Origin of the sequence: Methanosarcina sp. UBA5 (assembly GCF_002505485.1) — an archaeon.
Lineage (GTDB): Archaea > Halobacteriota > Methanosarcinia > Methanosarcinales > Methanosarcinaceae > Methanosarcina.
This window is the reverse complement of sequence record NZ_DAVG01000117.1, coordinates 1-20,695: the sequence shown is the minus strand read 5'-3', so window position 1 is coordinate 20,695 and position 20,695 is coordinate 1. Positions and strand designations below refer to the sequence as shown.

General features: G+C 43.4%; 19 protein-coding genes and 1 pseudogene. 3 read left to right on the top strand and 17 right to left on the bottom strand.

Annotated elements, in window-relative coordinates; translation table 11 throughout:
* Window positions 1-45 precede the first annotated feature (45 nt).
* The 16 genes from BP621_RS14910 to BP621_RS14835 all read right to left on the bottom strand — a co-directional run bounded on the left by BP621_RS14910 (window position 46) and on the right by BP621_RS14835 (window position 17,861).
* The gene (locus BP621_RS14910) at window positions 46-825 is read right to left on the bottom strand and encodes a dihydroorotate dehydrogenase electron transfer subunit (protein ID WP_292391348.1); all 780 of its coding nucleotides are present in this window, start codon (window positions 823-825) and stop codon (window positions 46-48) included.
* A complete protein-coding gene (locus BP621_RS14905) occupies window positions 825-1,730 on the bottom strand; it encodes a dihydroorotate dehydrogenase (RefSeq protein WP_292391347.1) in 906 nt (301 codons plus the stop codon). The genes BP621_RS14910 and BP621_RS14905 overlap by 1 nt, the downstream gene beginning before the upstream one ends.
* A 67-nt stretch (window positions 1,731-1,797) precedes the next feature.
* Window positions 1,798-2,748 (bottom strand): hydroxymethylbilane synthase, encoded by a 951-nt coding sequence (hemC, locus tag BP621_RS14900; RefSeq protein ID WP_292391345.1) that lies wholly within the window; start codon window positions 2,746-2,748, stop codon window positions 1,798-1,800.
* Window positions 2,749-2,796: 48 nt separating this feature from the next.
* The gene (gene hemL / locus BP621_RS14895) at window positions 2,797-4,071 is read right to left on the bottom strand and encodes a glutamate-1-semialdehyde 2,1-aminomutase (protein ID WP_292391344.1); all 1,275 of its coding nucleotides are present in this window, start codon (window positions 4,069-4,071) and stop codon (window positions 2,797-2,799) included.
* 432 nt (window positions 4,072-4,503) lie between these two features.
* Complete coding sequence (gene hemB / locus BP621_RS14890; RefSeq protein ID WP_292391343.1) at window positions 4,504-5,478, bottom strand: porphobilinogen synthase; 975 nt, start codon at window positions 5,476-5,478, stop codon at window positions 4,504-4,506.
* 48 nt (window positions 5,479-5,526) lie between these two features.
* On the bottom strand, window positions 5,527-6,849 hold the full coding sequence (gene hemA, locus BP621_RS14885) for a glutamyl-tRNA reductase (RefSeq protein WP_292391342.1): 1,323 nt from the start codon (window positions 6,847-6,849) through the stop codon (window positions 5,527-5,529).
* Window positions 6,850-7,036: 187 nt separating this feature from the next.
* On the bottom strand, window positions 7,037-7,777 hold the full coding sequence (locus BP621_RS14880; RefSeq protein ID WP_292391341.1) for a precorrin-2 dehydrogenase/sirohydrochlorin ferrochelatase family protein: 741 nt from the start codon (window positions 7,775-7,777) through the stop codon (window positions 7,037-7,039).
* Between the two features lie 39 nt (window positions 7,778-7,816).
* Complete coding sequence (gene ahbB / locus BP621_RS14875) at window positions 7,817-8,275, bottom strand: siroheme decarboxylase subunit beta (protein ID WP_292391366.1); 459 nt, start codon at window positions 8,273-8,275, stop codon at window positions 7,817-7,819.
* A 71-nt stretch (window positions 8,276-8,346) separates the two neighbouring features.
* A complete protein-coding gene (gene ahbA / locus BP621_RS14870; RefSeq protein WP_292391339.1) occupies window positions 8,347-8,895 on the bottom strand; it encodes a siroheme decarboxylase subunit alpha in 549 nt (182 codons plus the stop codon).
* Complete coding sequence (gene ahbD, locus BP621_RS14865) at window positions 8,888-9,955, bottom strand: heme b synthase (RefSeq protein ID WP_292391337.1); 1,068 nt, start codon at window positions 9,953-9,955, stop codon at window positions 8,888-8,890. The genes ahbA and ahbD overlap by 8 nt, the downstream gene beginning before the upstream one ends.
* Window positions 9,956-10,291: 336 nt before the next feature.
* Window positions 10,292-11,116 (bottom strand): hypothetical protein, encoded by an 825-nt coding sequence (locus BP621_RS14860; protein WP_292391335.1) that lies wholly within the window; start codon window positions 11,114-11,116, stop codon window positions 10,292-10,294.
* A 235-nt stretch (window positions 11,117-11,351) separates the two neighbouring features.
* Window positions 11,352-13,652 (bottom strand): DUF3160 domain-containing protein, encoded by a 2,301-nt coding sequence (locus BP621_RS14855; RefSeq protein WP_292391364.1) that lies wholly within the window; start codon window positions 13,650-13,652, stop codon window positions 11,352-11,354.
* 596 nt (window positions 13,653-14,248) lie between these two features.
* Window positions 14,249-15,346: a chorismate synthase gene (gene aroC / locus BP621_RS14850; RefSeq protein ID WP_292391334.1), complete on the bottom strand. Its 1,098-nt coding sequence runs from the start codon at window positions 15,344-15,346 to the stop codon at window positions 14,249-14,251.
* A gap of 5 nt (window positions 15,347-15,351) precedes the next feature.
* Complete coding sequence (locus BP621_RS14845; protein WP_292391363.1) at window positions 15,352-16,272, bottom strand: cation diffusion facilitator family transporter; 921 nt, start codon at window positions 16,270-16,272, stop codon at window positions 15,352-15,354.
* A 174-nt stretch (window positions 16,273-16,446) separates the two neighbouring features.
* Window positions 16,447-17,187: a 3,4-dihydroxy-2-butanone-4-phosphate synthase gene (ribB, locus tag BP621_RS14840; protein ID WP_292391332.1), complete on the bottom strand. Its 741-nt coding sequence runs from the start codon at window positions 17,185-17,187 to the stop codon at window positions 16,447-16,449.
* Window positions 17,184-17,861 carry a winged helix-turn-helix domain-containing protein/riboflavin kinase gene (locus BP621_RS14835; protein ID WP_292391331.1) on the bottom strand — a complete coding sequence of 226 codons (678 nt, stop codon included), beginning with the start codon at window positions 17,859-17,861 and terminating at the stop codon, window positions 17,184-17,186. Before BP621_RS14835 ends, ribB begins: the two co-directional genes overlap by 4 nt.
* A 145-nt stretch (window positions 17,862-18,006) precedes the next feature.
* Here BP621_RS14835 and BP621_RS14830 point away from each other — a divergent pair, with 145 nt between their 5' ends.
* From BP621_RS14830 to BP621_RS14820, 3 genes and pseudogenes are all read left to right on the top strand, one after another.
* Complete coding sequence (locus BP621_RS14830) at window positions 18,007-18,666, top strand: HVO_0476 family zinc finger protein (protein WP_292391330.1); 660 nt, start codon at window positions 18,007-18,009, stop codon at window positions 18,664-18,666.
* 46 nt (window positions 18,667-18,712) lie between these two features.
* A pseudogene (locus tag BP621_RS14825) lies at window positions 18,713-19,357 on the top strand (protein-L-isoaspartate O-methyltransferase).
* Between the two features lie 169 nt (window positions 19,358-19,526).
* Entirely contained in the window at window positions 19,527-19,991 is a 465-nt protein-coding gene (locus BP621_RS14820; protein ID WP_292391328.1) for a bifunctional nuclease family protein, read from the top strand.
* Between the two features lie 414 nt (window positions 19,992-20,405).
* On the opposite strand, the gene BP621_RS14815 is transcribed toward BP621_RS14820, so the two are convergent.
* Window positions 20,406-20,695 (bottom strand): tetratricopeptide repeat protein (locus tag BP621_RS14815; RefSeq protein WP_292391327.1); only part of this gene is annotated, 290 nt, incomplete at its 5' end.

Here is a 20,695-nt window from a genome sequence, read left to right as displayed (position 1 = left end):
CGGTTTTGCCTGCTTCCCTTCATTTTTTAAAGGATATATCCAAACTTAAATTTTAACTCTTCGCCCACTGGCATCCCGCATATATTTACCCAGTTCGGAATCCCGGAGTTGCACACCTGAAAACACAGGTCCGTCTCTGCAAACTCTCATCCCGGACTGGTCTATACAGCATGCCCCGCAGACTCCGATTCCACATTTGAAATAGCGGTGAAGGCTGAACTCAGATTTTTCAAGAACCTTTCTGTCCTCAAGGAGCCTGAAAACTGAAGCCATCATGATTTCCGGCCCGCAGACTGCAATTCTGTCATAACCCGAAAGGTTGAGGCCATTGAGAACATCGGTCACAAAACCCTTTGTCCCTTTTGAGCCGTCATCCGTAGAAACATAGACTTCCCCTGCTTTTGCAAAGCGCTCTTCAAAAATCAGGTCTTCTGCACTCCGCGCTCCAAGGACCGTATGCACCTCAGAGCCTGCAGTACGAGCTGCCTCGGCATAAGGAGCAAGAGGAGCAGCTCCGACCCCGCCTGCAATAACCAGAGTATTTTCTCCCTCCGAAGGCAGGGAAAAGCCCTTTCCGAAAGGCCCTCTGAGTCCAAAAGAATCCCCTTCTTTCAACTCAAAAAGCTTTGAGGTTGCCTCCCCTACTTTCTGGACAGTTATCGAGTTCTTGCTCGAGAGGCCCATAGGCACCTCGTCCACACCCCTGACCCAGACCATTACAAACTGGCCGGGATTCATAGTCTCAAACTGGATATCAAAGAAAAAAGTCCTGACCGAAGGAGACTCTTCATTTATCTTTACTATTGTAGCATTAAGAGGAAGCATCAGACCATCTCATGGGCAAGCCCTATTAATTCTTTTACATCCGAATATCCTTTCCTCTGCAGGAAAGCTTCGATACCTGTACTGATTTCGGAGAATATATCAAGCCTGTCATATACAGCCGATCCGACCTGAACAGCTGCAGCCCCTGCCATCATCATTTCTACCGCATCCTGCCAGGAGGATACTCCCCCTACCCCTATTACAGGAATCTCCAGGGCAGTATAGAGGTCATAAACGCATTTGACAGCTACGGGTTTGACGGCCTTTCCTGAAAGCCCGCCTGAACGGTTTCCCAGAACAGGATATCCGGACTCAATATCTATGACCATTCCTTTTAAGGTATTGATTGCAACAACCGCATCTGCGCCCCCTGATTCAGCTGCATTACCTATGCATGTAATATCAGAAACATTAGGGGTAAGTTTAACCCATACAGGCACATTTACTGTATCTTTTACTGCGGCTGTAATTGCCTCTACAAGGCAGGGGTTAGAGCCGACGGCAGCTCCGTAACCTTCTGCATGCGGGCAGCTCACATTAAGCTCAAAAGCATCGGGCTTCGCAGGGAGCAGGCCCTCGGCAACTTCCTTAAATTCGGTAGGATTTCCACCGAAGATGCTTGCAATTACCGGGACCCCGGAGTCCTTTTTTGCAATTTCGAGTTCCTGGAGGAAGCTGGGATAGGAAGGATTCGGAAGCCCCATAGCATTCAAAAATCCGCAGTCAAGCTTGACCATGCTCGGGTTGGAATGCCCGGTTTTAGGCATGGGGCCTATGGATTTGGTCACAACCCCACCTGCTCCTCCCTCACGTGCAACCCTGCACAGCGATGCCCCGGTTGTGCCAAGTATCCCGGCTGCAAGAATGATCGGATTCTTCAGTTTAAGTCCGGTAAGAGTATACATAGCTGGCTCCTTTTTGCCCTATTAGAATGCCATTCGTATTATCATTGGCATTATATCATTCGTATTATCATTCGTATAAATCATCCGAGTCGCACGAGTCTCTGGAAAGCTGCAGGAGCGCTTCCTCGGCGAGCCTCTTTCCGCCCATCTGTACAAGCCTGCTCCCGAGTTCCCTGGCTTTTTCAACGCCTCCTGCCATAGGAATAAATTCATTTATGCCGATAGTTTCCTCTCCGTCTAGAGAAAGAACCTCGGCCCGCACATGGATTTCTTTCCTGTCAGGCATAATCTCGGCATAGGAACCTATAGGAGTAGTACAGCCTCCTCCAAGTTCGGAAATCAGGATGCGCTCAATTTCGGTGACAATTCGGCTATCGGTATGGTCAAGTTTGGAAACTGCATCTTCAGCTTCAGTGCCTGCCTTTGTGACAACTGCAACAGTGCCTTGATTGGGGGAAGGGCAGAAGAAATCAGGAGAAAGAACTTCCCCTTCAAGTTCCCAGCCCATCCGTTCAAGCCCTGCCTTGGCAAGCAGAATCCCGTCATATTTCCCTTCTTTGAGCTTCCTGAGTCTTGTATCGATATTGCCCCTTAAATCCTGTGTAATAAGGTCAGGCCTGTAGCGCTTGACCTGGGCAGCCCTTCTCAGAGAACTGGTACCTATAATGGACTGCTCGGGCAGCTCATCCAGAGGGGTCCCGTCATAAGTTAACAGCATATCAAATGGGGTATCCCGCATCAGAACAGCTGCTGTTGGAAGGGTTGGCGGGCGAATCGTTGGCATATCCTTCATGGAATGGACAGCGATATCTATTTCTCCTGCAAGCATAACTTCGTCCAGTTCTCTGACAAAAGCCCCAACTCCGCTTGATACTGCGTGCAGAGGCCGGTCAGTAAACCGATCTCCGCTGGTTTTTATAATTTTCAAGCTGGTTTCTACGCCCTGTGCTTTCAAAAGGCGTGCAACATTCTCGGCCTGGGCAAGTGCAAGCTGGCTGCCCCGCGTACCTATAATCATATAGAATCCTCGTTTTCAAAGATGTAAATCCGCTCAAAATAAATCCGCTTAAAGATTTTCGGTGTATGCTTTAAGGGTTTTTTCGATGTCCTCTTCGCTGTGGGCTGCGGAGACGAAATTTGTTTCAAATTGTGAAGGAGGGAGGAAAATTCCGCTTGCGAGCATCCTGTGGAAGAAAGCAAGGTAACCCTCCTTATCGCACTTCAGAGCCTCCTGGTAGTTGTGAGGTTCGGCCCCGAAGAAAATCTTGAACATTGAAGCAATTCCGCATACGCTGTAATCAAGACCTTCGTCCTCAACGATTTCGGAGAGTACAGCCCGTAAGTAATTGCCTTTCGAATTGACTTTTTCGTGGATCTTTTCCTCTTTCAGATAGTCAAGCACTGCAATACCCGCAGCCATGGAACATGGGCTTCCGCTGAAAGTTCCTGCCTGGTAGACGGCTCCGGATGGGGAGATCATTTCCATAATTTCCCTCCTGCCACCAAAAACCCCTACAGGCATCCCTCCACCCACGATCTTTCCAAGGGTGGTCATATCAGGCACGACCCCAAAGTATTCCTGTGCACCTCCCATTGCGAGCCTGAATCCAGTAATAACCTCATCGAATATAAGAAGCACATCGTTTTCAAGGGTAAGCTTCCTGAGCTCTTCCAGGTATCCGGGCTGGGGAGTTATCGGACCTATGTTCCCGAGCACGGGCTCTATAATGACTGCGGCCAGATCAGTCCTGTTTTTCTCTATAAGCTCGGACATTGCTTCAATATCATTATACGGAGCCTGCAGGGTGTACTTTGTGAAATCGACAGGGATTCCCAGGGAATCGGGTTCTCCGAGAGTTGTTGCTCCTGAACCTGCTTTTACCAGCACCGCATCATGGGCCCCGTGAAATCCGCCTTCAATTTTGATGAATTTGTTTCGTCCTGTAAAACCACGGGCAAGTCGAAGGGCGCTCATCGTAGCTTCAGTGCCTGTAGATACGAAACGGAGCATATCGATACTGGGATAATATCCTGCAATCTTCTCTGCAAGGGTTACTTCAAGCTCCGTGGGGGTTCCATAAAGCCATCCTTTATCGAGCTGGGCCTTAATAGCCTCTTTTATTACAGGGTGATTGTGCCCAAGGAGAGCAGGGCCGTAAGCCAGGCAGTAATCGATGTATTCGTTCCCGTCAAGATCCTTTATTTTTGAGCCGTTAGCTGATGCCGTATAGAAAGGATAGGGCTTGATTGCACGCACAGGGCTGCTTACCCCACCCGGAATAAGGGTCTTTGCTTTCTCATACATCTGTCTGGATTTCTCAAGTGTTACCTCAGATATCATGGAAATCTCACCGAATTGGAATGAAAATTGTAAGAATTATTCGTAAATTTAAGTTATGGAATTTAGCTAAGTTCTGGATTGAACTAAATTATACATCAAACTGAGTTTATACTGAACTGAATTTATACTGAACTGAGTTTATACTGAACTGAATTTATACTGAACTGAATTTATACTGAACCGAGTTATGTAAAACTAAATTAATATTAACCGGATTTTATATATTAATCTGCACATTGAAGTAAAGGCATTTTACACCTTACTGTATTCCTTTTCTATTTGATAACAGAATCTCCCTGTATTAAGCAGTTATTGATCGGTGGTTTGATGGGCGTGTAAATGAGACAAGCGATAGGTTTGAAGACAGGGGGAAACGGAAAGAGGGAAAAACGAAATAAGTCTGAAAAGAAGGAGCACCTGAAAAAGAGGCGCTTACTTCAACATGCGGGCGACATCCTTTGCAAAGTAGGTAATGATAATATCGGCTCCTGCCCTTTTGATGGAGATGAGAGACTCATATATTGCTTTCTTTTCATCAAGCCAGCCATTAGCTGCGGCGGCTTTGATTATGGAATATTCTCCGCTTACATTGTATGCAGCCGTTGGCATCTCGAATTCCATCTTGACCCGGTAGATAATATCAAGGTAAGGAAGGGCTGGCTTTACAATAATTATATCTGCACCTTCGGCTACATCGAGGTCTACTTCCCTGATAGCTTCATTACTGTTTGCTGGATCCATTTGATAGGTAGAACGGTCTCCAAAGGAATATCCTGATTCAGCGGCGTCCCTAAAAGGCCCGTAGAAACAGGAATGGAACTTTGCGGCATAGGACATGATCGGAATATTCTCAAATCCATTTTGGTCAAGTGCTTGCCTAATAGCTTCTACCATTCCATCCATCATACATGATGGAGCCACTATATCAGCGCCTGCCTTTGCATGGCTCACTACGATCTTTCCAAGGACTTCAAGGGTAGGATCATTCAGAATTTCTTTCGTTTCAAAATTCACAATTCCGCAGTGACCGTGGCTTGTGTATTCGCACATGCAGACATCTGTAATTACTACAAGTTCATCTCCTACTTCGGCCTTGATTCTGCGGACAGCTTCCTGAACAATGTCCTTTTCGCCATATGAAGAACTGCCTTCCGCATCTTTGAATACAGGCACTCCGAAAACAATTACTGCAGGAATTCCGAGGTCTGCAATCTCTCTTGCTTCTTTTGCAACCTCAGAGAGAGGAAGATTATATATTCCGGGCATGGAAGGAATTTCAACAGCAGAGTCGAGATTCTCATTCACGAAAATGGGCTGGACCAGATCGTCCACAGATAAAGTAGTTTCACGCACAAGGTTCCTGATCTTTCCTCTTCTCAATCGTCTCAACCTGACATCTGGAAACATTTGATCACTTCTGTTACTACTAATTTGATATAAGTTCTGATTCTTTTCTTATGAGTTGCCTTTTTCAGAAATTCGATTTAACTCATTTCCGCAATCTGGTTTAATTTTTTCAACCTTTGTTTTCTCTTTTTCGAGGCAGAAGACCCTTGAAACTACATCAAGGAACTCATCATTTCCGAGCTCTGCGGCCTGGCGGAGAACTTTAGTAGGCTCGGCAAGAATTTTGTTTGCGATGGAATGAGTAAGGTCGTCAAGCACCTCTGTTTCGATTTTACCTATTGTATGGTAAGCACGGAGCCTGTTAACTGCTTTTTCCCTTTCCCGTATCCTTACATCGTATATCTGTCTGTAAAGATCGGAAATGATTTTATCAGCTTGCTGGCGCTTATATTGGAGGTTTAAAAGCCTGATCTCCTCCTGAATTATAGCTTCGGCTTTTTTAGCTTCCTCTTTCCTCATTTTAAGCGTCTTTTCACTGATTACCCTGAGATTGTCAATATTGCACAGTTCCACATTATCGAGTTCGGCAACCGATTCCTCGATATCCCTGGGATTTGCGATATCAATTAAGAGGAGTTTACGGTTTTTCTCCCGGTCTTTCATGGCTTTTTCAACTATTTCCCGGGTTAAAATGTAGTGAGGAGCGCCTGTGCCACTAATTACAACATCAGCACTTTTAAGTTGAGTCTGGACATCATTGAGTCTGACTGCGTACCCTCCTAGTTCATAGGCAATTTCTTCGGCTTTCTTGAAGGTACGGTTAGCAATGTAGATTGCCTCGATATCCTTTTCAGCCAGGGCCTTTGCTACAAGGACTCCGATTTCTCCTGCCCCTATCACGAGCACGGATTTTCCTGTGAGCCCATCCAGAATTTCCTCTGCAAGATCCACAGCCGCAGAACCTATGGAGACCGAACCTTTATTGATCCGGGTTTCGTTACGGATACGTTTTCCTACCTGAATAGCTTTATCAAAGGCAGTGTCAAGGATTTTTCCTGTCGTTCCCGCTTTTTTGGAATAAGCGTAGAGATCTTTTATCTGTCCAAGGATCTGATCTTCTCCTACAATCATAGACTCCAGCCCCCCAGCAAGCCTGAGAAGATGCTCGAGGGATTCGTCATGTCCATAGAAATCTATAATGTGGGTGGAAGCTCCCATTTCCTTTGCAAAAGAGAAAAGTACACTGCTGCTCTTGGGGGAAACAACGTAAATTTCAACACGGTTGCAGGTTTTTAAAACAACGCATTCATAAACATATTCATGATTATACAAATTGTGGAGTAAGCCGTCCAGATCTCCGTGCCAGGCGGACTCCATTTCCTCAATTTTTGCTTTTTTATGGGATATAACCATACTTGAGATTTCTGTCACAGAGAGCCTCCGGATAGAGTAAATACAGGAAATAGAATAATAATATCAGGAGTTGTAAATTAAACTTTGTCCGTAACTCCTCAGCCTTTTTTCACAAACGAATTTTATTTACAGATTATTTTTATTTAAAGCTTCCATTTGCAGAATATTTTGATTTATAGAGTCTTGAGAGTTGAGAGAACTGAATTCAGGGTGTATTTTGGAAGTTCTTAACATTTTTAGTTTCGCCAGCCTCTTCACTTCCTTTCAGGCTTTTACCTGCCGAAATTTCCAGGCAACCTAAAATTATCGCGTATGCCCTTTCAGCTGCTTTTTCATAAGACTCGGAAAAACCACTCCAGACAGCCTCGCTTTCAAGGACTTTCCAGAGAATTGCCTTTCTCTGTCTCTGTTCTGCCACATGCTGCTTGAGGTAACTTCTGAGTTCATCCTGAAGTCGAATCATGTCGGAATATTCGGGAGTAACCAGGCTTTCGATCTGCCTGCGGGTATATTTTGAGACTGCAGGACTGTGCCCTAGAGTGGAAATCCCAATTACAAGGTCTCCTCTTTTTATCACTGACGGGATTATAACACTACCTAAAGCGTCTACCTGATTAATCAAAATATCGCTCTCCCGTGCAATGGCAGCGATTTTCTGGTTAAGTTCAAAATTACTTGTCGCGGGTATAACAATAAAGGCCCCTGATATGAGTTCCCTGAGTTCGGAGTCTGAAGCCCCAAGCAGATCAAGCCGAACAAGCCGCACCTTTCCTGAAGCTTCAAGCTCCTGCAGCCGCTGGGAGAATTCGAGACTGGCAACAAGAGTGTCTGCACAGCCTGAGAAGAGTTCGGCTTTGCGTTCTCCAACCGAACCTCCGCCAAAGATAACGATTTTCCTGCCGGACAGGTCAAGCATAAGCGGGAGAAAATTATTTATTTCAGCCATAGCCAGGAACCTCGCAATAAAAATCTGAAAATTGGAACTTTACAGCCTGACCCCTGTTTTTTTGAACTCCCGTTCACTGAAAAAGAGAGTATAATCCTTAATTCCAGTAGCTTCCGAGATCCTGACAGCTACCTTTTCACAGTCCTCTGGAGTGTAAGAGTGAACCATAGTGAACAGATTGTACGGCCAGTCAGGATAACGAGGGCGTTCATAGCAGTGAGTCACTTCCGGAAACTCGGCCATTATTGCCCCGATTTTTTCTATTTGCTCACTGGGGACATTCCATACGCACATGGCATTGGCTGTTATTCCTATTGCCCTGTGCCCTATTGAGGCGGCAAAACGTCGAATTTTTCCGGCTTTCTGAAGGCGTTTCAGCCTGTCAACAACTTCCTGTTCACTTATCCCAAGTTCGGCAGCCAGACCCCTGAAAGGGGAATGAGTTAGCGGAATCCCGTCCTGCACAAGCTTGAGAAGTTCAACATCTGTTTGATCCATTTTTTCACCTGACATGGACTTTTTTGATAAACCTTTTTTCTAAAAAGGTTTCATCTGTTTCATCCATTTTTTCACCTGATATCGAACTTTACATTTATTTTAAAGAGACGCTTTGTGGGGAGATTTAACAAAGGACAGCCGGTTCTCTCCCGGATTTCATGAATTATTTCTTCAAGTCTCTTTTTGCTAGGGGTAGAGAGCGTAAACCAGAGGTTGTATTCTGCAGCGTTTCGAAGGTAATTATGGGAAACTTCAGCGTATTCGTTTATGAAGTTTGCAACTTCTTCAATTTGGGCTTCCGGAACCTTAAGTGCCACAAGCGTGCTTACTCCACCCATATTTTTGGTACTGAGTACAGGCCCTATCCGCCTTACTGCGCCTTTCCTGTTGAGTTCGCGCAGCCTTCCAAGCACCTCGGTTTCGGAAAGGCCAAGGATTTTGCCTAACTTCTCAAATGGCTCGACGTCGAGAGGAACTTCCTGCTGAACCTGGTTCAAAATTTTTTTATCAATCTCATCAAGTTCAAATTCAGAGATTTCCTCCTCGTAAGGCTGCATGTCAGAGGGAAAATCGACTTTCTGTTGCTGCAGCTGATTTTTGCAGTTTTCAACTTCAATCATCCTGATCACTACCATTTTTTCGGGGCCTGTAAATACAGTAAGGCTCTTCTTCAAGATAATCGCCTGTGGCAGCATAAGCTCTTGCCCGACAGCCAGCACAGACTTTTTTGTATTCGCAGATCCCGCATTTTCCCTTAAGTTCGTCGGGATTTCTGAGTTTTGCAAAGACTTTGGAGTTTTTCCAGATGTCCCTGAAGGATTGTTCCCTTATATTTCCAGCAAGCACAGGAAGGTAGCCGCAAGGATATACCTCACCCACACTTGATACAAAGCAGAAGCCTGTGCCTCCGAGACAGCCTTTTGTCATTGCCTCATAGCCGTGAGTCTTAACCGAGATCTCAATGCCTTCTTTTTTTGCCTGCTGGCGCATTATCCTGAAATAATGGGGAGCGCAGGTTGCTTTTAGCTGGATTTTCGATTCTTTTTGCGTCTCATAAAACCAATGTAGAATGCGCTCGTAGTCTGCAGGGGAAACCTCATCCGATTCTTCTCCCCTGCCTGTGGGCACAAGGAAAAATACATGATATGCAGCTGCTCCAAGCCCTTTTGCAAGCTCAAAAGTCTTATGGATTTCCTCAAGGTTGCGTTTTGAGACCGTAGTATTGATCTGGAAGGGAAAATCGGCTTTTCTGAGAACTTCAATGCCTGCAAGCGTTCTTTCAAAAGCCCCGGGCATGCCCCTGAAATTGTCGTGCGTCTCTGCAGTTGCTCCATCAATACTGATGCTGAGCCGCTGGACGCCAGCGTCTTTTAATTTTTCCACAATTTCAGGAGTAAGAAGAGTCCCGTTTGTTGCAAGCACCACGCGAAGTCCGACATCGGTGCCGTAATGTGCAATTTCAAAAACGTCAGGCCTGGTCAGAGGTTCGCCTCCGCTCAGTATAAGAATGGGTTTTCCAAGCCCTGCAACTTCATCGATGAAGTGTTTAGCCTCGTTAGTTGTAAGTTCGCCTGTCGGAACTGAGGAAGTGGAAGCTCCCCTGCAGTGTACGCAGTTCAGGTTGCACCTTGCAGTCAGTTCCCAAGCGATAAGCCTTGGTGAATTTGTCATGGCGATCATAAATTAGCTGTTTTTACTTATGGCATTCAAAGTTTAATGAGATTTACAAATCAACGATATTTAAAAAGTTAAAATTACAGTTTGAAGACCGAATGAAGTCCAGATTAATTTACAGAGAATTACTCCGTTTAAGACTTAAAAGATCCGAATTTAAACCTGAAAGGTCATATTAATAAAGTAATATTAATATTCTGCCATTTCAAATGAAAAATTGTAAAAAGAAAAAAGTCAGATATTAAACATATTTATCCCATTCATGCCGGGTAACAATTTATTTTCAAATTAGACCCTTCAAAGTTGAGAGATATTATTGATTTAATTGTCTAGAAATATAACTTAAACGGCTGGCATGAAATAAAATTTCTGTCCAAGAGTAGCCTTAACTATTAAATAGCCTGTACCACTAACAGTTGCTTTTATTTCGTTCATGTACTGGCCCCTGTACTCTTTGGGCCACTCTCCAGGATCATTATTCGCCTCCAAACGAATGTAAACAGATACAGGCATCCCTTGTCGATAGCTGCTTACATAGATATAACTGTCATAAGTCGGATTTGAGGCATACCTAGTGTATTTTCCATAAGTGACTACAGAAAAATTCGAAATGTTTTCAACTGGAAATAGTATCGGGCTTCCGCTATTTATAGGATCAAAAATATCGTAATAATCTGCAACGAAATCCACACTAAAGGAAATATCCTGAAGCCTTGAATCGTTTGTCCTGAACCCAAGCATATGACCTTTATCGGTTTCCGCAATGAAGGTTGTCCAGTTTCCTGATATTGTTTTGTTGTCAAAAATTTCAGTTGCATTTTCAAAATAGGGACCTCTACGGTATCTTTCAGGCCAGTTATTGATTTCGTGCATCAGCTTCTGGGTAAAACAAGGGTCTTTTTGAGCAGGGGGAGTAAAAAATTTTCCTTCTTTTGTTGCAGGAATCGGAACCATTATTACAGTAGATCCCAGTACCTCTCTTCCGGAAAGACCTCCTACATTAACATTATATACGCAATTATACCGTTGACCTCTGTCCCTCCAATCTATTGAATCCATATAGATTGAGTGGATAAAAATGCTTACTGGAATGCCCCCGACAACAAGAATCAAAAATACAGCAATAAGTAGCAGATTTTTTGTAAGTAGAAAATTTCTTTTTTTCACTCTTTTCCCACCTGCCTTAGGATATATAATTACTAATCTTTGATAGAAAGGTTCTACAGGAAGATCATATGACCAGAATTTCAGTCAGTTACTCATGCATAGAGAACAGATAAAAGCATCTGCATTTTTCCTTCCTTTGTTTTAAACTCAACAAATTCTTTTGGCAAATTTCGATAAGTTAACAAAGTTATAAAAAGAAAAAATAGATGAAAAGAAAATTATCCGATAGCATCTTTTATACCTTAAAAGACTCAACCCATTCCGGCCTTTCAGGATAGTTATTTTCGAAGATATTTTTTCTCCATTCTTCATCTGTCAATCTCTCTCCTGAAGGCTGCCAGAACTCATAATAGCTCATTACAGGGCCTGCTCCAAGCACAATCCTGCCATCGGGCTGCTTATAGGCTACAACTATCAGGTTCAGTTTTCCGGTTCCTTCTTCCAGAACTCCAGCAGGGGAAGTATAGACATCCGCAATCAGAATGGAGTTCTGGGACTTTATATCTACATTCTCAAGCATTGGAGATATATTCTGATTGAAATTCCTGATAAACTTGTACTCTTCGTTTGTTAGCTCTTTATTTTCAAGCTCCTTAATCGAGATTTCCAGCAACTTCTCAAGGGTGTTTTCAAGAGTTATAAAGTTTTTATCCGACTGTTCATCAAGTACTTTCATTTCAGCCAGCCCATTATGTGCCATTTTTGTGAGGGCAAGCATCCTGGCATAAAATTCAGGCACTGGCTCCACATATCCTTGAACAGGTTTTTCTTCGGGTGGCTTTTGGGGAGGACCTGTACAGTATGCCTGTTTTGCATAGAGAATAGTATCGTGTCTGAGCTCGGTCCAAGAAGCAAGGGCCGTGTTAAGTTGCTTATCTTCCCAGGCTTCGGTCTGCATAAACGTAGGATAACCTTCTGGACAATTTACGAGGAGAGGCTTTAAAGCGTACAGTTGGGCCCAGTAAAGATTTTTATTCCAGTCTTCTTCATTAAAAGCTCCAAATTCGCTTTCCAGAGATATGTAAGCTTTTTTATATTCTTCGTTTTCGTAAACACTCTGGTTCTTCAGGTGTTCTTTGGCCCTTTCGGAACCGAGAAGATCCATGATGTTTAGGGCAGGAGGATAGAGTTTCTGGAGGATATAGGAGTCTGGAGTGTAGCGCTGACCCATGAACCTGAATCCTTTTGTGGCTTCAAGAGTTTCATTCTCAGTTTTAGAGCCTGCTGGAATTATTTCTCCTGTTCCACCGTAGATTTTTGGGCTTTCATATTTTTCCAGCTCGGCTTTCAGAGCTATAAGGCTTTCATTGTCGAAGCTTACTCCGTTTCTATGATTCCCAAAAACAGTATCCAGAGCTTTTGCATATTCATAGGGCCCGAGGTCATCGGAAAAACCGACATAGAAGGCCGTCACGCTGTATATTCTATTCCATCTGGCCTGGAGGTCTTTGTCCCTGTCAAAATGGTCCGAAATTAAAAGAGCCTGTATGGTCTGAATTTTCGCTTCATTTTCCGAGTTTTCTGCAGCAATCAAGTCTGAATGAAGCAGCATACTCATTCTACCGTGCCACATCATGGCCTTAAAGTAATTCTTAAGGATTTCTGAATTAGTGTAGTGACCCCGTGGAAGGTACTGAGAATAATCTTCACTATACTTAAAAATCGGAGAAAGTGCAGAACCTTCGTGAGATTCTATCAGGTTCAGTTCGGCTTCAACATCATCTTTCACAAATGAAGGGACTTCGACACTGTAATCTTTCACGTCCCCAGAATTGAAGGGTATAGTTTCCTCTGTAACTCCCGAATCTTCTGCTATCTGCTCAGGTTTCGGTTCAAGAAGGCTCAAAGCAACTGCAAAGTATGCAACATTTCTTCTTGCAGCTTCTTTCTCTGCCCCTGACGCACTATTATAATCTTCTATGGAAGCTTCAAGGAGAGCTTTGTCAAGTTTCCAGAGATCGTCGTAAAATTCCTCGGCTTCTACCCTTTTTAGTGTCTCATCAAACTGGATGTGATAAAGGTGAAGAAGAGAATCCGACGTGATGAAAATAGGAACATCAGCCACTTTCAGGTCTTTGTAAGTTTCATTTACCAGCGTCTGCCCTACTGTAAGTTGGTTTTCAGCAGTTCCATTTTCAATTACAATAAAACCATTTTTGTATAGTAAATTTCTTTCCTCGTTAGTTAAGGGAATCTTTTGGGTGAACTGATAATAATTTGCAATTTCAGAAGTCTGAAGAGGTAGAGAATAAGTTGGAACTGCAGCTTCAAACTGCAGATTTTCTTTGTTGTAATATTTGGAAAAGGAGCTTTGCCCTTCAAGTTTAAGGGAATTTTTGCTCTTTTCAGAGGAGTTCTCTATAGAAACGTCTTCTTCGGTGGAATTAAATAAGCTAGTCTGATTGTCGGTTTCGTCCTCAAGCTCTGTTTCATTAACTGGTTTTGTTTCTTTGACTGGCTCGCTGCTACTGCCAATGCAACCTGATCCCAGTGTCAGTGATACTATAAGCAAGCAGATAATTATCAATGCCCTCATTTTCAATTAAGATCCCCTCAAAACTGCAAAGTAAACACAAACTCAATAACTAAAAAGCTTAAAATAAATAGAGTAGACTCTATAATTTAATTTAGGTGAGTACTTTATAAATTTTTCTAACCAAATCCTCAAACTAACTCTTTCCACGCTGTCTTCAAATCATAATTTTACTTGAGATATAATTGTTAGATACTTTGCACAGAAAGCTTATATAGCGATACAGGCCGCAACTATTTCCTGTGATAGAGAAACTGTCACTTCACAACTTTATGGTTTTTTACCTAGCAGTACACCCAATAAAAAAGTTATAATTCGGTGCCAGGACTGTTCTCAGATTCAAGTTTGAAAGAAGCGAAAAAAACTCGAGAAGAAGCAAAATTATTTAGTCGGACTATTCTTGTTTCAGGACCAAAAAGAAATATTTGCGAAAATGCTTCTTTCCAGAGTGAATTTAAGTAAAGAAGCTGCAAAAAACGTGTGTAAAGGCAAAGCTGCCTTATAAATAGGGGAAAAATATGAAAGAAGTCAGATATTTCAATATTAAGTAGGATGATATTCTGGCTAATTTGTCGTTAATTCATTTGTATTTACTCTCTTCATTTCAGCAGAGTCCTGGGATTAATAAAGCCGCTCCTGAGCATATGGTCAGCAAGCACAAGGGCAACCATAGCCTCGGCAACCGGAACCATGCGCGGAGGAATTGTTGGATCATGCCGGCCTTTGATTGTTATTTCAGTGTTTTCCAGGGTTTTGAGGTCAACGGTCTGCTGAAGTTTTCCTATGGAAGGGGTTGGCTTTACTGCCGCCCTGCAGACAATGTCCAGGCCGGTTGAAATTCCTCCAAGAATTCCACCTGCATTATTGCTCAAAGTAGTTATTTTTCCTTCCTCGATTCGGAAAGGATCGTTCATTTCACTTCCGCGCAGGCGAGCAGCATCAAATCCGGCTCCAATCTCGAAGCCTTTGACGGCAGGAATGCTCATCAGGGCTTTTGCAAGGTCTGCATCCAGCCGGTCAAATACAGGCTCTCCAAGGCCAGCAGGTACACCTTTTATAATAAGTTCGACGATGCCTCCGATACTATCTCCTTCCTGCCGAAGAGCTGCAACCTTCTCAAGCATTTTTTCGGCAGCTTCAAGATCGGCACACCGCACAGGAGTCTTTTCTACGTTTTCAAGAATTTCTTCAAAAGAAAGAGGCTTTGAGTGGATAGCTCCGAGCTCAAGCACATGCCCTACAATTCGGATTCCGAATCTGGCGAGCAGGATTTTTGCAAGGGCTCCGCCTGCTACCCTGCCTATTGTTTCCCTGGCTGAAGACCTGCCTCCTCCACGGTGATCTCTCATTCCGTAGCGGGCCATGTAGGTAAAATCGGCGTGTCCGGGCCTGGGAGTATCTTTAATGGCATCATAAGCTGAAGACCTGGCATCCGAATTCCAGACAAGCATTGAAACCGGAGTGCCTGTACTCATTCCTTCAAAAATTCCCGAAAGAATTTCCACCCTGTCAGCCTCGTGCCGCGGAGTTGAAACCTCACTCTGCCCCGGGCGTCTTCTGTCCAGCTCTTTCTGGATGTCAACCTCAGAAAATTGAAGCCCTGCAGGCAATCCATCTACCACAACACCTACAGCCCTGCCGTGGGATTCGCCCCAGGTGGTAATTCGAAACATCTGCCCGAAAACGTTTCCAGCCATGCATCTTAACTGGTTTTTTTGCTATTTGATCCTTGGGGTTGCTGGAAGGAGGGTTCAAGGTGTATGACCACATCTGAAATATCTTTGTATTCGTTCTTCAGCTTTTTGCTGACCCTGTGAGCAATAACGTGTGCGTCCTCAAGTGACATATCCGACTGGACAAGCAGGTGCATATCGACCTTGATATCCCCCATGCTCCCTCTAGTCCGGATTTTGTGGCAGCCCTTTACCCCTTCAACTCTCATAACCAGGTTACAAATTTCTTTGTCTTCGATCCTGGACATATCCAGAAGAGCCCTTGAACCCTCTTTAATAATTGTGTATCCGGCTCTGAAAATCAAAAACGAAATTACTACGGCTATTAAGGGGTCCATGAGAGAAAAGCCAAGCTCTACGGCAGCCAGACTTACTATGACCGAGAGGGAGACATAAATATCACTCTTTGTGTGCATGGAGTCTGCTATAAGCACCTGGCTTCGGAGAGATTCCCCCTGTTTATATTCATATCGTGTTACCAGATAATTAATACACATCGTCCCAAGGATTACGAGAAAACTCAGAACTGTGACTTCTGGCGCACTCGGGACTAGGAAGCGGTTGAGAGAGCTCCGTAAAATCTCAACGCCTACAAAGATCAGAAGTAGAGCAATAAAAATAGAGGCTACAGTTTCATATTTTCGGTGCCCATAAGGATGTTCAAGATCAGGCGGTCGGGCTCCGATAAAACTCCCAGCCAGTCCTATAATATTGGAAACTCCATCAAAGAGGGAGTGATATCCGTCCGCAGTCATGCTCAACGTGCTGGTCAGGGTTCCGTAAATGATTTTAGTGAACGCAACTGCAAGGTTCAGAAGTAATACATATATAAGGACTTGCTGTACTTTTTTAAATTTCTGTAACGTAGATCTGACCCCCCTACATTGAATGTGCGAAACCGGAAAACAAGCAGATAAAAGAGAAATAATACGGTTGAAGGCTATCAAAAAACTATCAATAAATATACCTACTTATCTTTATATAAAATTCTGCGTTTTAAAAAATGGGTAAAAAAATTAAAAAAGAAGCAAAAATAAAACTGAAAAAGCGGAAGAAATAAATTTTTATTCCGAGCCTGTCCACGTCATGTAAGCTTCCATTATTTCCTGCCCTTCCAGAAATACCAACCCGTGTTCTTTACCATACTCTTTTGAATCTTCTTTGGAGAGAGCTTTCCCATTATTATCGTCAAGCATCTCGCAGACTACCATTGCAGGGGTAATGCCTGCCATGCGGGCAAGAGCAACTGAAAGTTCGGTCTGGCCTTTACGCTCATCCAGAAGCCCGTCTGCAGCCCTCAGCAATGCAACGTGCCCAGGGGTTCGGAATTCTTCTCCAAAATGGATTACATTTCCGGACAACTTTTTTTCTGTAATTTCCCCGATTTTCCGGATAGTGAAGGCTCTTTCGTTATCAGGAATGCCGGTTCTGGTCTCCCTGTGATTGACCCAGAGAGAAAATGAAGAATGGGAATCGTATTTAAGGTCGCCTTCTTTCTCTACAACTTCCCCAAGCACATCACTGGCTTTGCTGGCTTCCCGGACGAGTTCAGCCATAAAAGGCAGTTTGAGCTGTTTTGATGCTACAGGGTCCACCGCCACACAGATAAGGCCGCCTGCATCTTTTCGCATCCATCTCACGTCTTTGAAAGTGACCGCTTTTGCAGGAATTACGAGATCAGTTTCTCCTTCCCTTGAGTCCGAATCGTAAATCTGGATCATTTTTCCGGCCCGCAGGGCTTTCAGTGCCCGGTTGATATTCTCATTTCTATACGTAAGACAATCGTAAACCGTACTTCCGCTCATTTTTGGCTCTCCGTACCCTGTTTTTTAACCTGTACCACAACTCTGTCCCCATCGTTCAATTTCAGGGCGTCTCTTAACTTTACCGGCGCAATAATCTCAATCAAATCCGATGGGTAATGTGTTCTTTCAGGAACGACTACAGCAGCCTCTATGCCGCCAATTACAATCGGATAGCATTTCCCACCTCCGAATGTACGTTCTCCGTCATTGAAACCTTTTACCCGGATAGCTGGCATTTCACGTAAAAGATTTCGAAGAGGCGAACTGCTTTCTGAAAGCTGTACGTTCAGAGTCCCGGGAAAAGGTACAAAATGCAATTTTTCTTCAAATTGCTTCCGGTATCCGGGTATATTTATATAATACTGGCCTTCGCCGAGGCCCTTAAGCACCTTTCCTTCAAGCTTGAGAATCTCGAGTTCTGGAGAAAAGATCCTGCTGTAATCGACGTATTCGTTCTTAAGAACTTCAATCCCTTTTTCTGTCATTTTTATCAACTGGCCACCGGGAACGATCTTCCTTTCAATCAGCCCTTCCTCTTCCAGCTGCTTTAGCTTTCTTGCTGCGGTTTTGGAGCTTGCCCCAGTATGCTTTTGAAACTCGCTCGATGAGACCTTGATGGTTTTATTTACTGCTCCTATAAGTGCGAGTTTTTTAAGGTATTCAATATCAGGCACTGTCGGCACCTATCTTAATTTTGAGATGCATCTCAATTATGAGATGTTAAACTATGTATTTCGCTATAATAAAACTTTTGATAGCGAGCTCTCCCTGGTGCATCTCCAGGAAAAACATCACCGGAGAAGTTAAGTATTTAGTATCTTGAATCCATCTATTGATTATACCATGACAAGAGAAATTGAAGTCGAGTGCCCCTCATGTTCCCCTGAAGAAGAGGTAGGGCATGAGGTTATGAAAGAGGGGCAGAGTCCGCTTGTCCGCTGTCTGGAATGCGGGCAGGTGCATGCAGCGAAGCTTAAAACCCCTAAATCCGTCAGTTTGAAAGTGATAATCAGCAAAATGGATATCTCAAATACCTACAAGACTGAACTCGATTCTGAGACTGTCCTTCAGGTAGACGATGAGCTGGTTGTAGACGACGAGGAAACAGGAGTGGTAGTACCTATCCTGATTACTGCTCTTGATGCTGGAGGAAAACGAGTCCAGATTGCCCGGGCAGGAGATACCGAAACGATCTGGGGTAGAGCCATTGATGAGGTAACCGTAAAATTTTCCGCACAGGCAGGGACTGAAAAAACCGAAGTAATTGAAAAACGCGTGCCTGGAGATTATGAGTTTGTCATAGGAGCGGAAGAAAGAGTGGGGAATAAACGCCTTTTCATTACGAAAATCAAGGTACGAGATGGGGCATTCCGATCCAGAAAAGGCGATGTTGTGCTTGCAAAATACGTAAAAAGAATTTTTGCGAGAAAGAAATGGGAAGGTTCGGGTCAGCGTGATTTCCGAAGAGGGCCGTGGTAAAGAAAAGAATAAAAGAGAAAACGGAGAGGAAGAAAAATTCGAAGCAATGCGCAGACGCCTCATAGAGAATCTTGGGGCTTACCTGCTGCTGAAAGAAAAAGTTCGCGAGGCTATGCTCCGCGTTCCAAGGCATAAGTTTGTTCCGGAATATGAGCAAAAAGAAGCTTATATGGACAGCCCCCTTGAAATCGGCCACGGACAAACAATCTCTGCCCCGCATATGGTTGCGATTATGTGTGAACTCCTGGAACTTTCGGAAGGGCAGAAAGTCCTGGAAATCGGGGCAGGTTCAGGATATAATTCCGCAGTGATGGGGGAAATCGTAGGAAAAAGAGGACATGTGTATACGGTTGAACGTGTAGAAGCCCTTGCGAATTTTGCAAGGGAAAACCTGAAAAAAACAGGATATGACAATGTCACAGTGCTACTCGAAGACGGTTCAATGGGTTATTCTTAGTATGCCCCTTATGACAGGATAGCTGTGACATGTGCAGCTCCTTATATCCCTGAGCCTTTGCTGGAACAGTTGAAGCCTGAGGGTATAATGGTTATTCCTGTAGGGAATTATCCCCAGGAACTTTATAAAGTTACAAAGGACAGCAAGGGGCATATCCATAAAAAGAGAAAAGGCGAGGTCGTTTTTGTACCCCTGATTGGAAAATATGGCTTCCGAAAAAACCTGGAATGCTAAAAGGTTCTGATAAGAAAAAGGCCTAACCTAAGCTCCTGACTATTGCCTTGAGGCAAAACTGGTCTGAAAGTTCTAATTAGCGGAACTGAACCCGAGCTTTAAGCGGCATTTTTAATATATTTAAAAAAATTAAATTAGATATTAATAAGTTTAAAATCATTTACTGAATATGGACATCGATATTTATGAGGATTTTGAGGAAATTCGAGTCAAAGATGTCTATATAGTCGATGTTTTTACAGACCCGACTCCTGTAGTGCTTCTTGAAGATCTTCAGGGGAATATGCTTCCCATATACATAGGGCATCTCGAAGCCCTCTCAATAGGAAACGTACTTAAAAGTGTTTCTCCGCCCCGGCCCATGGCTCACGACCTGATGGTTAATATTTTCGACCGATTGGACACGAAAATTGAGGGCGTATTGATTGATGAAAAGGTAGACAAGATCTATTACGCCCGGCTCATAATAAGAAAGGATAATAATGTCATGCAATTTGATGCAAGACCAAGCGACTGTATTGCCCTTGCCCTGCGTGTTGGAGCTCCGATAAGAGTCAGAAAAAATGTGCTTGAAAGTTCCGAAGTCGAGATGTCAAGGCTTGAAGGTGCCCAGGTGATGAATATTTTCGGCTAGAGTTGACTGGAGCACAGTGTTTTTTCCTGAGTTAAAAAATTAGCTTACCTCTACTTAAGCCTGTATTTTCGGTCCTCGAAAAATCGTTTTTCGAATTATCTTAAAACTCCGTGGCATGTCTGTTTTAGTTTTAAATTATTACCTAATGTCTTTTAGAGACTGTTATCTAAGAGCTAGATCAACAAGTTAATGTCTGATAAGCCAAAATAAAAGAGAATTTCGATAAACTTCTGACTAAACGAGCTACTTATATACTTTTTATAAGCAATTAGCCAAATATTGAAACTTATCGAAATTCCCTGAAATCAATCATGCAAGGACACCTTTAGAAATACTATTCATAAGCATAGACCTATGTTATATATCCATGTCTTTGTCCATCGAATATTCAGACTCTTTTTGTCAGAACAAATTTTAACTCTCTAATTCTTTAGCCTTGTTGTAACACACAACCGCTTCATCATGCCTGCCAAGCTTCTCAAGGGGAAGAACTTTAGTATACCAAGCATTTGCATACTGTGGGTCTATTTCTATTGCTTTATCACAAGCTTGGATTGACTCATTATAGTTACCTAGTTTATAAAGGGACCAACCTTTATTATAAAGGGACCAACCTTTATTACTCCAGGCATATGCATTTTGCGGGTCTATTTCTATGGCTTTATCATAAGCTTGGATTGATTCATTATAGTTACCTAGTTTAT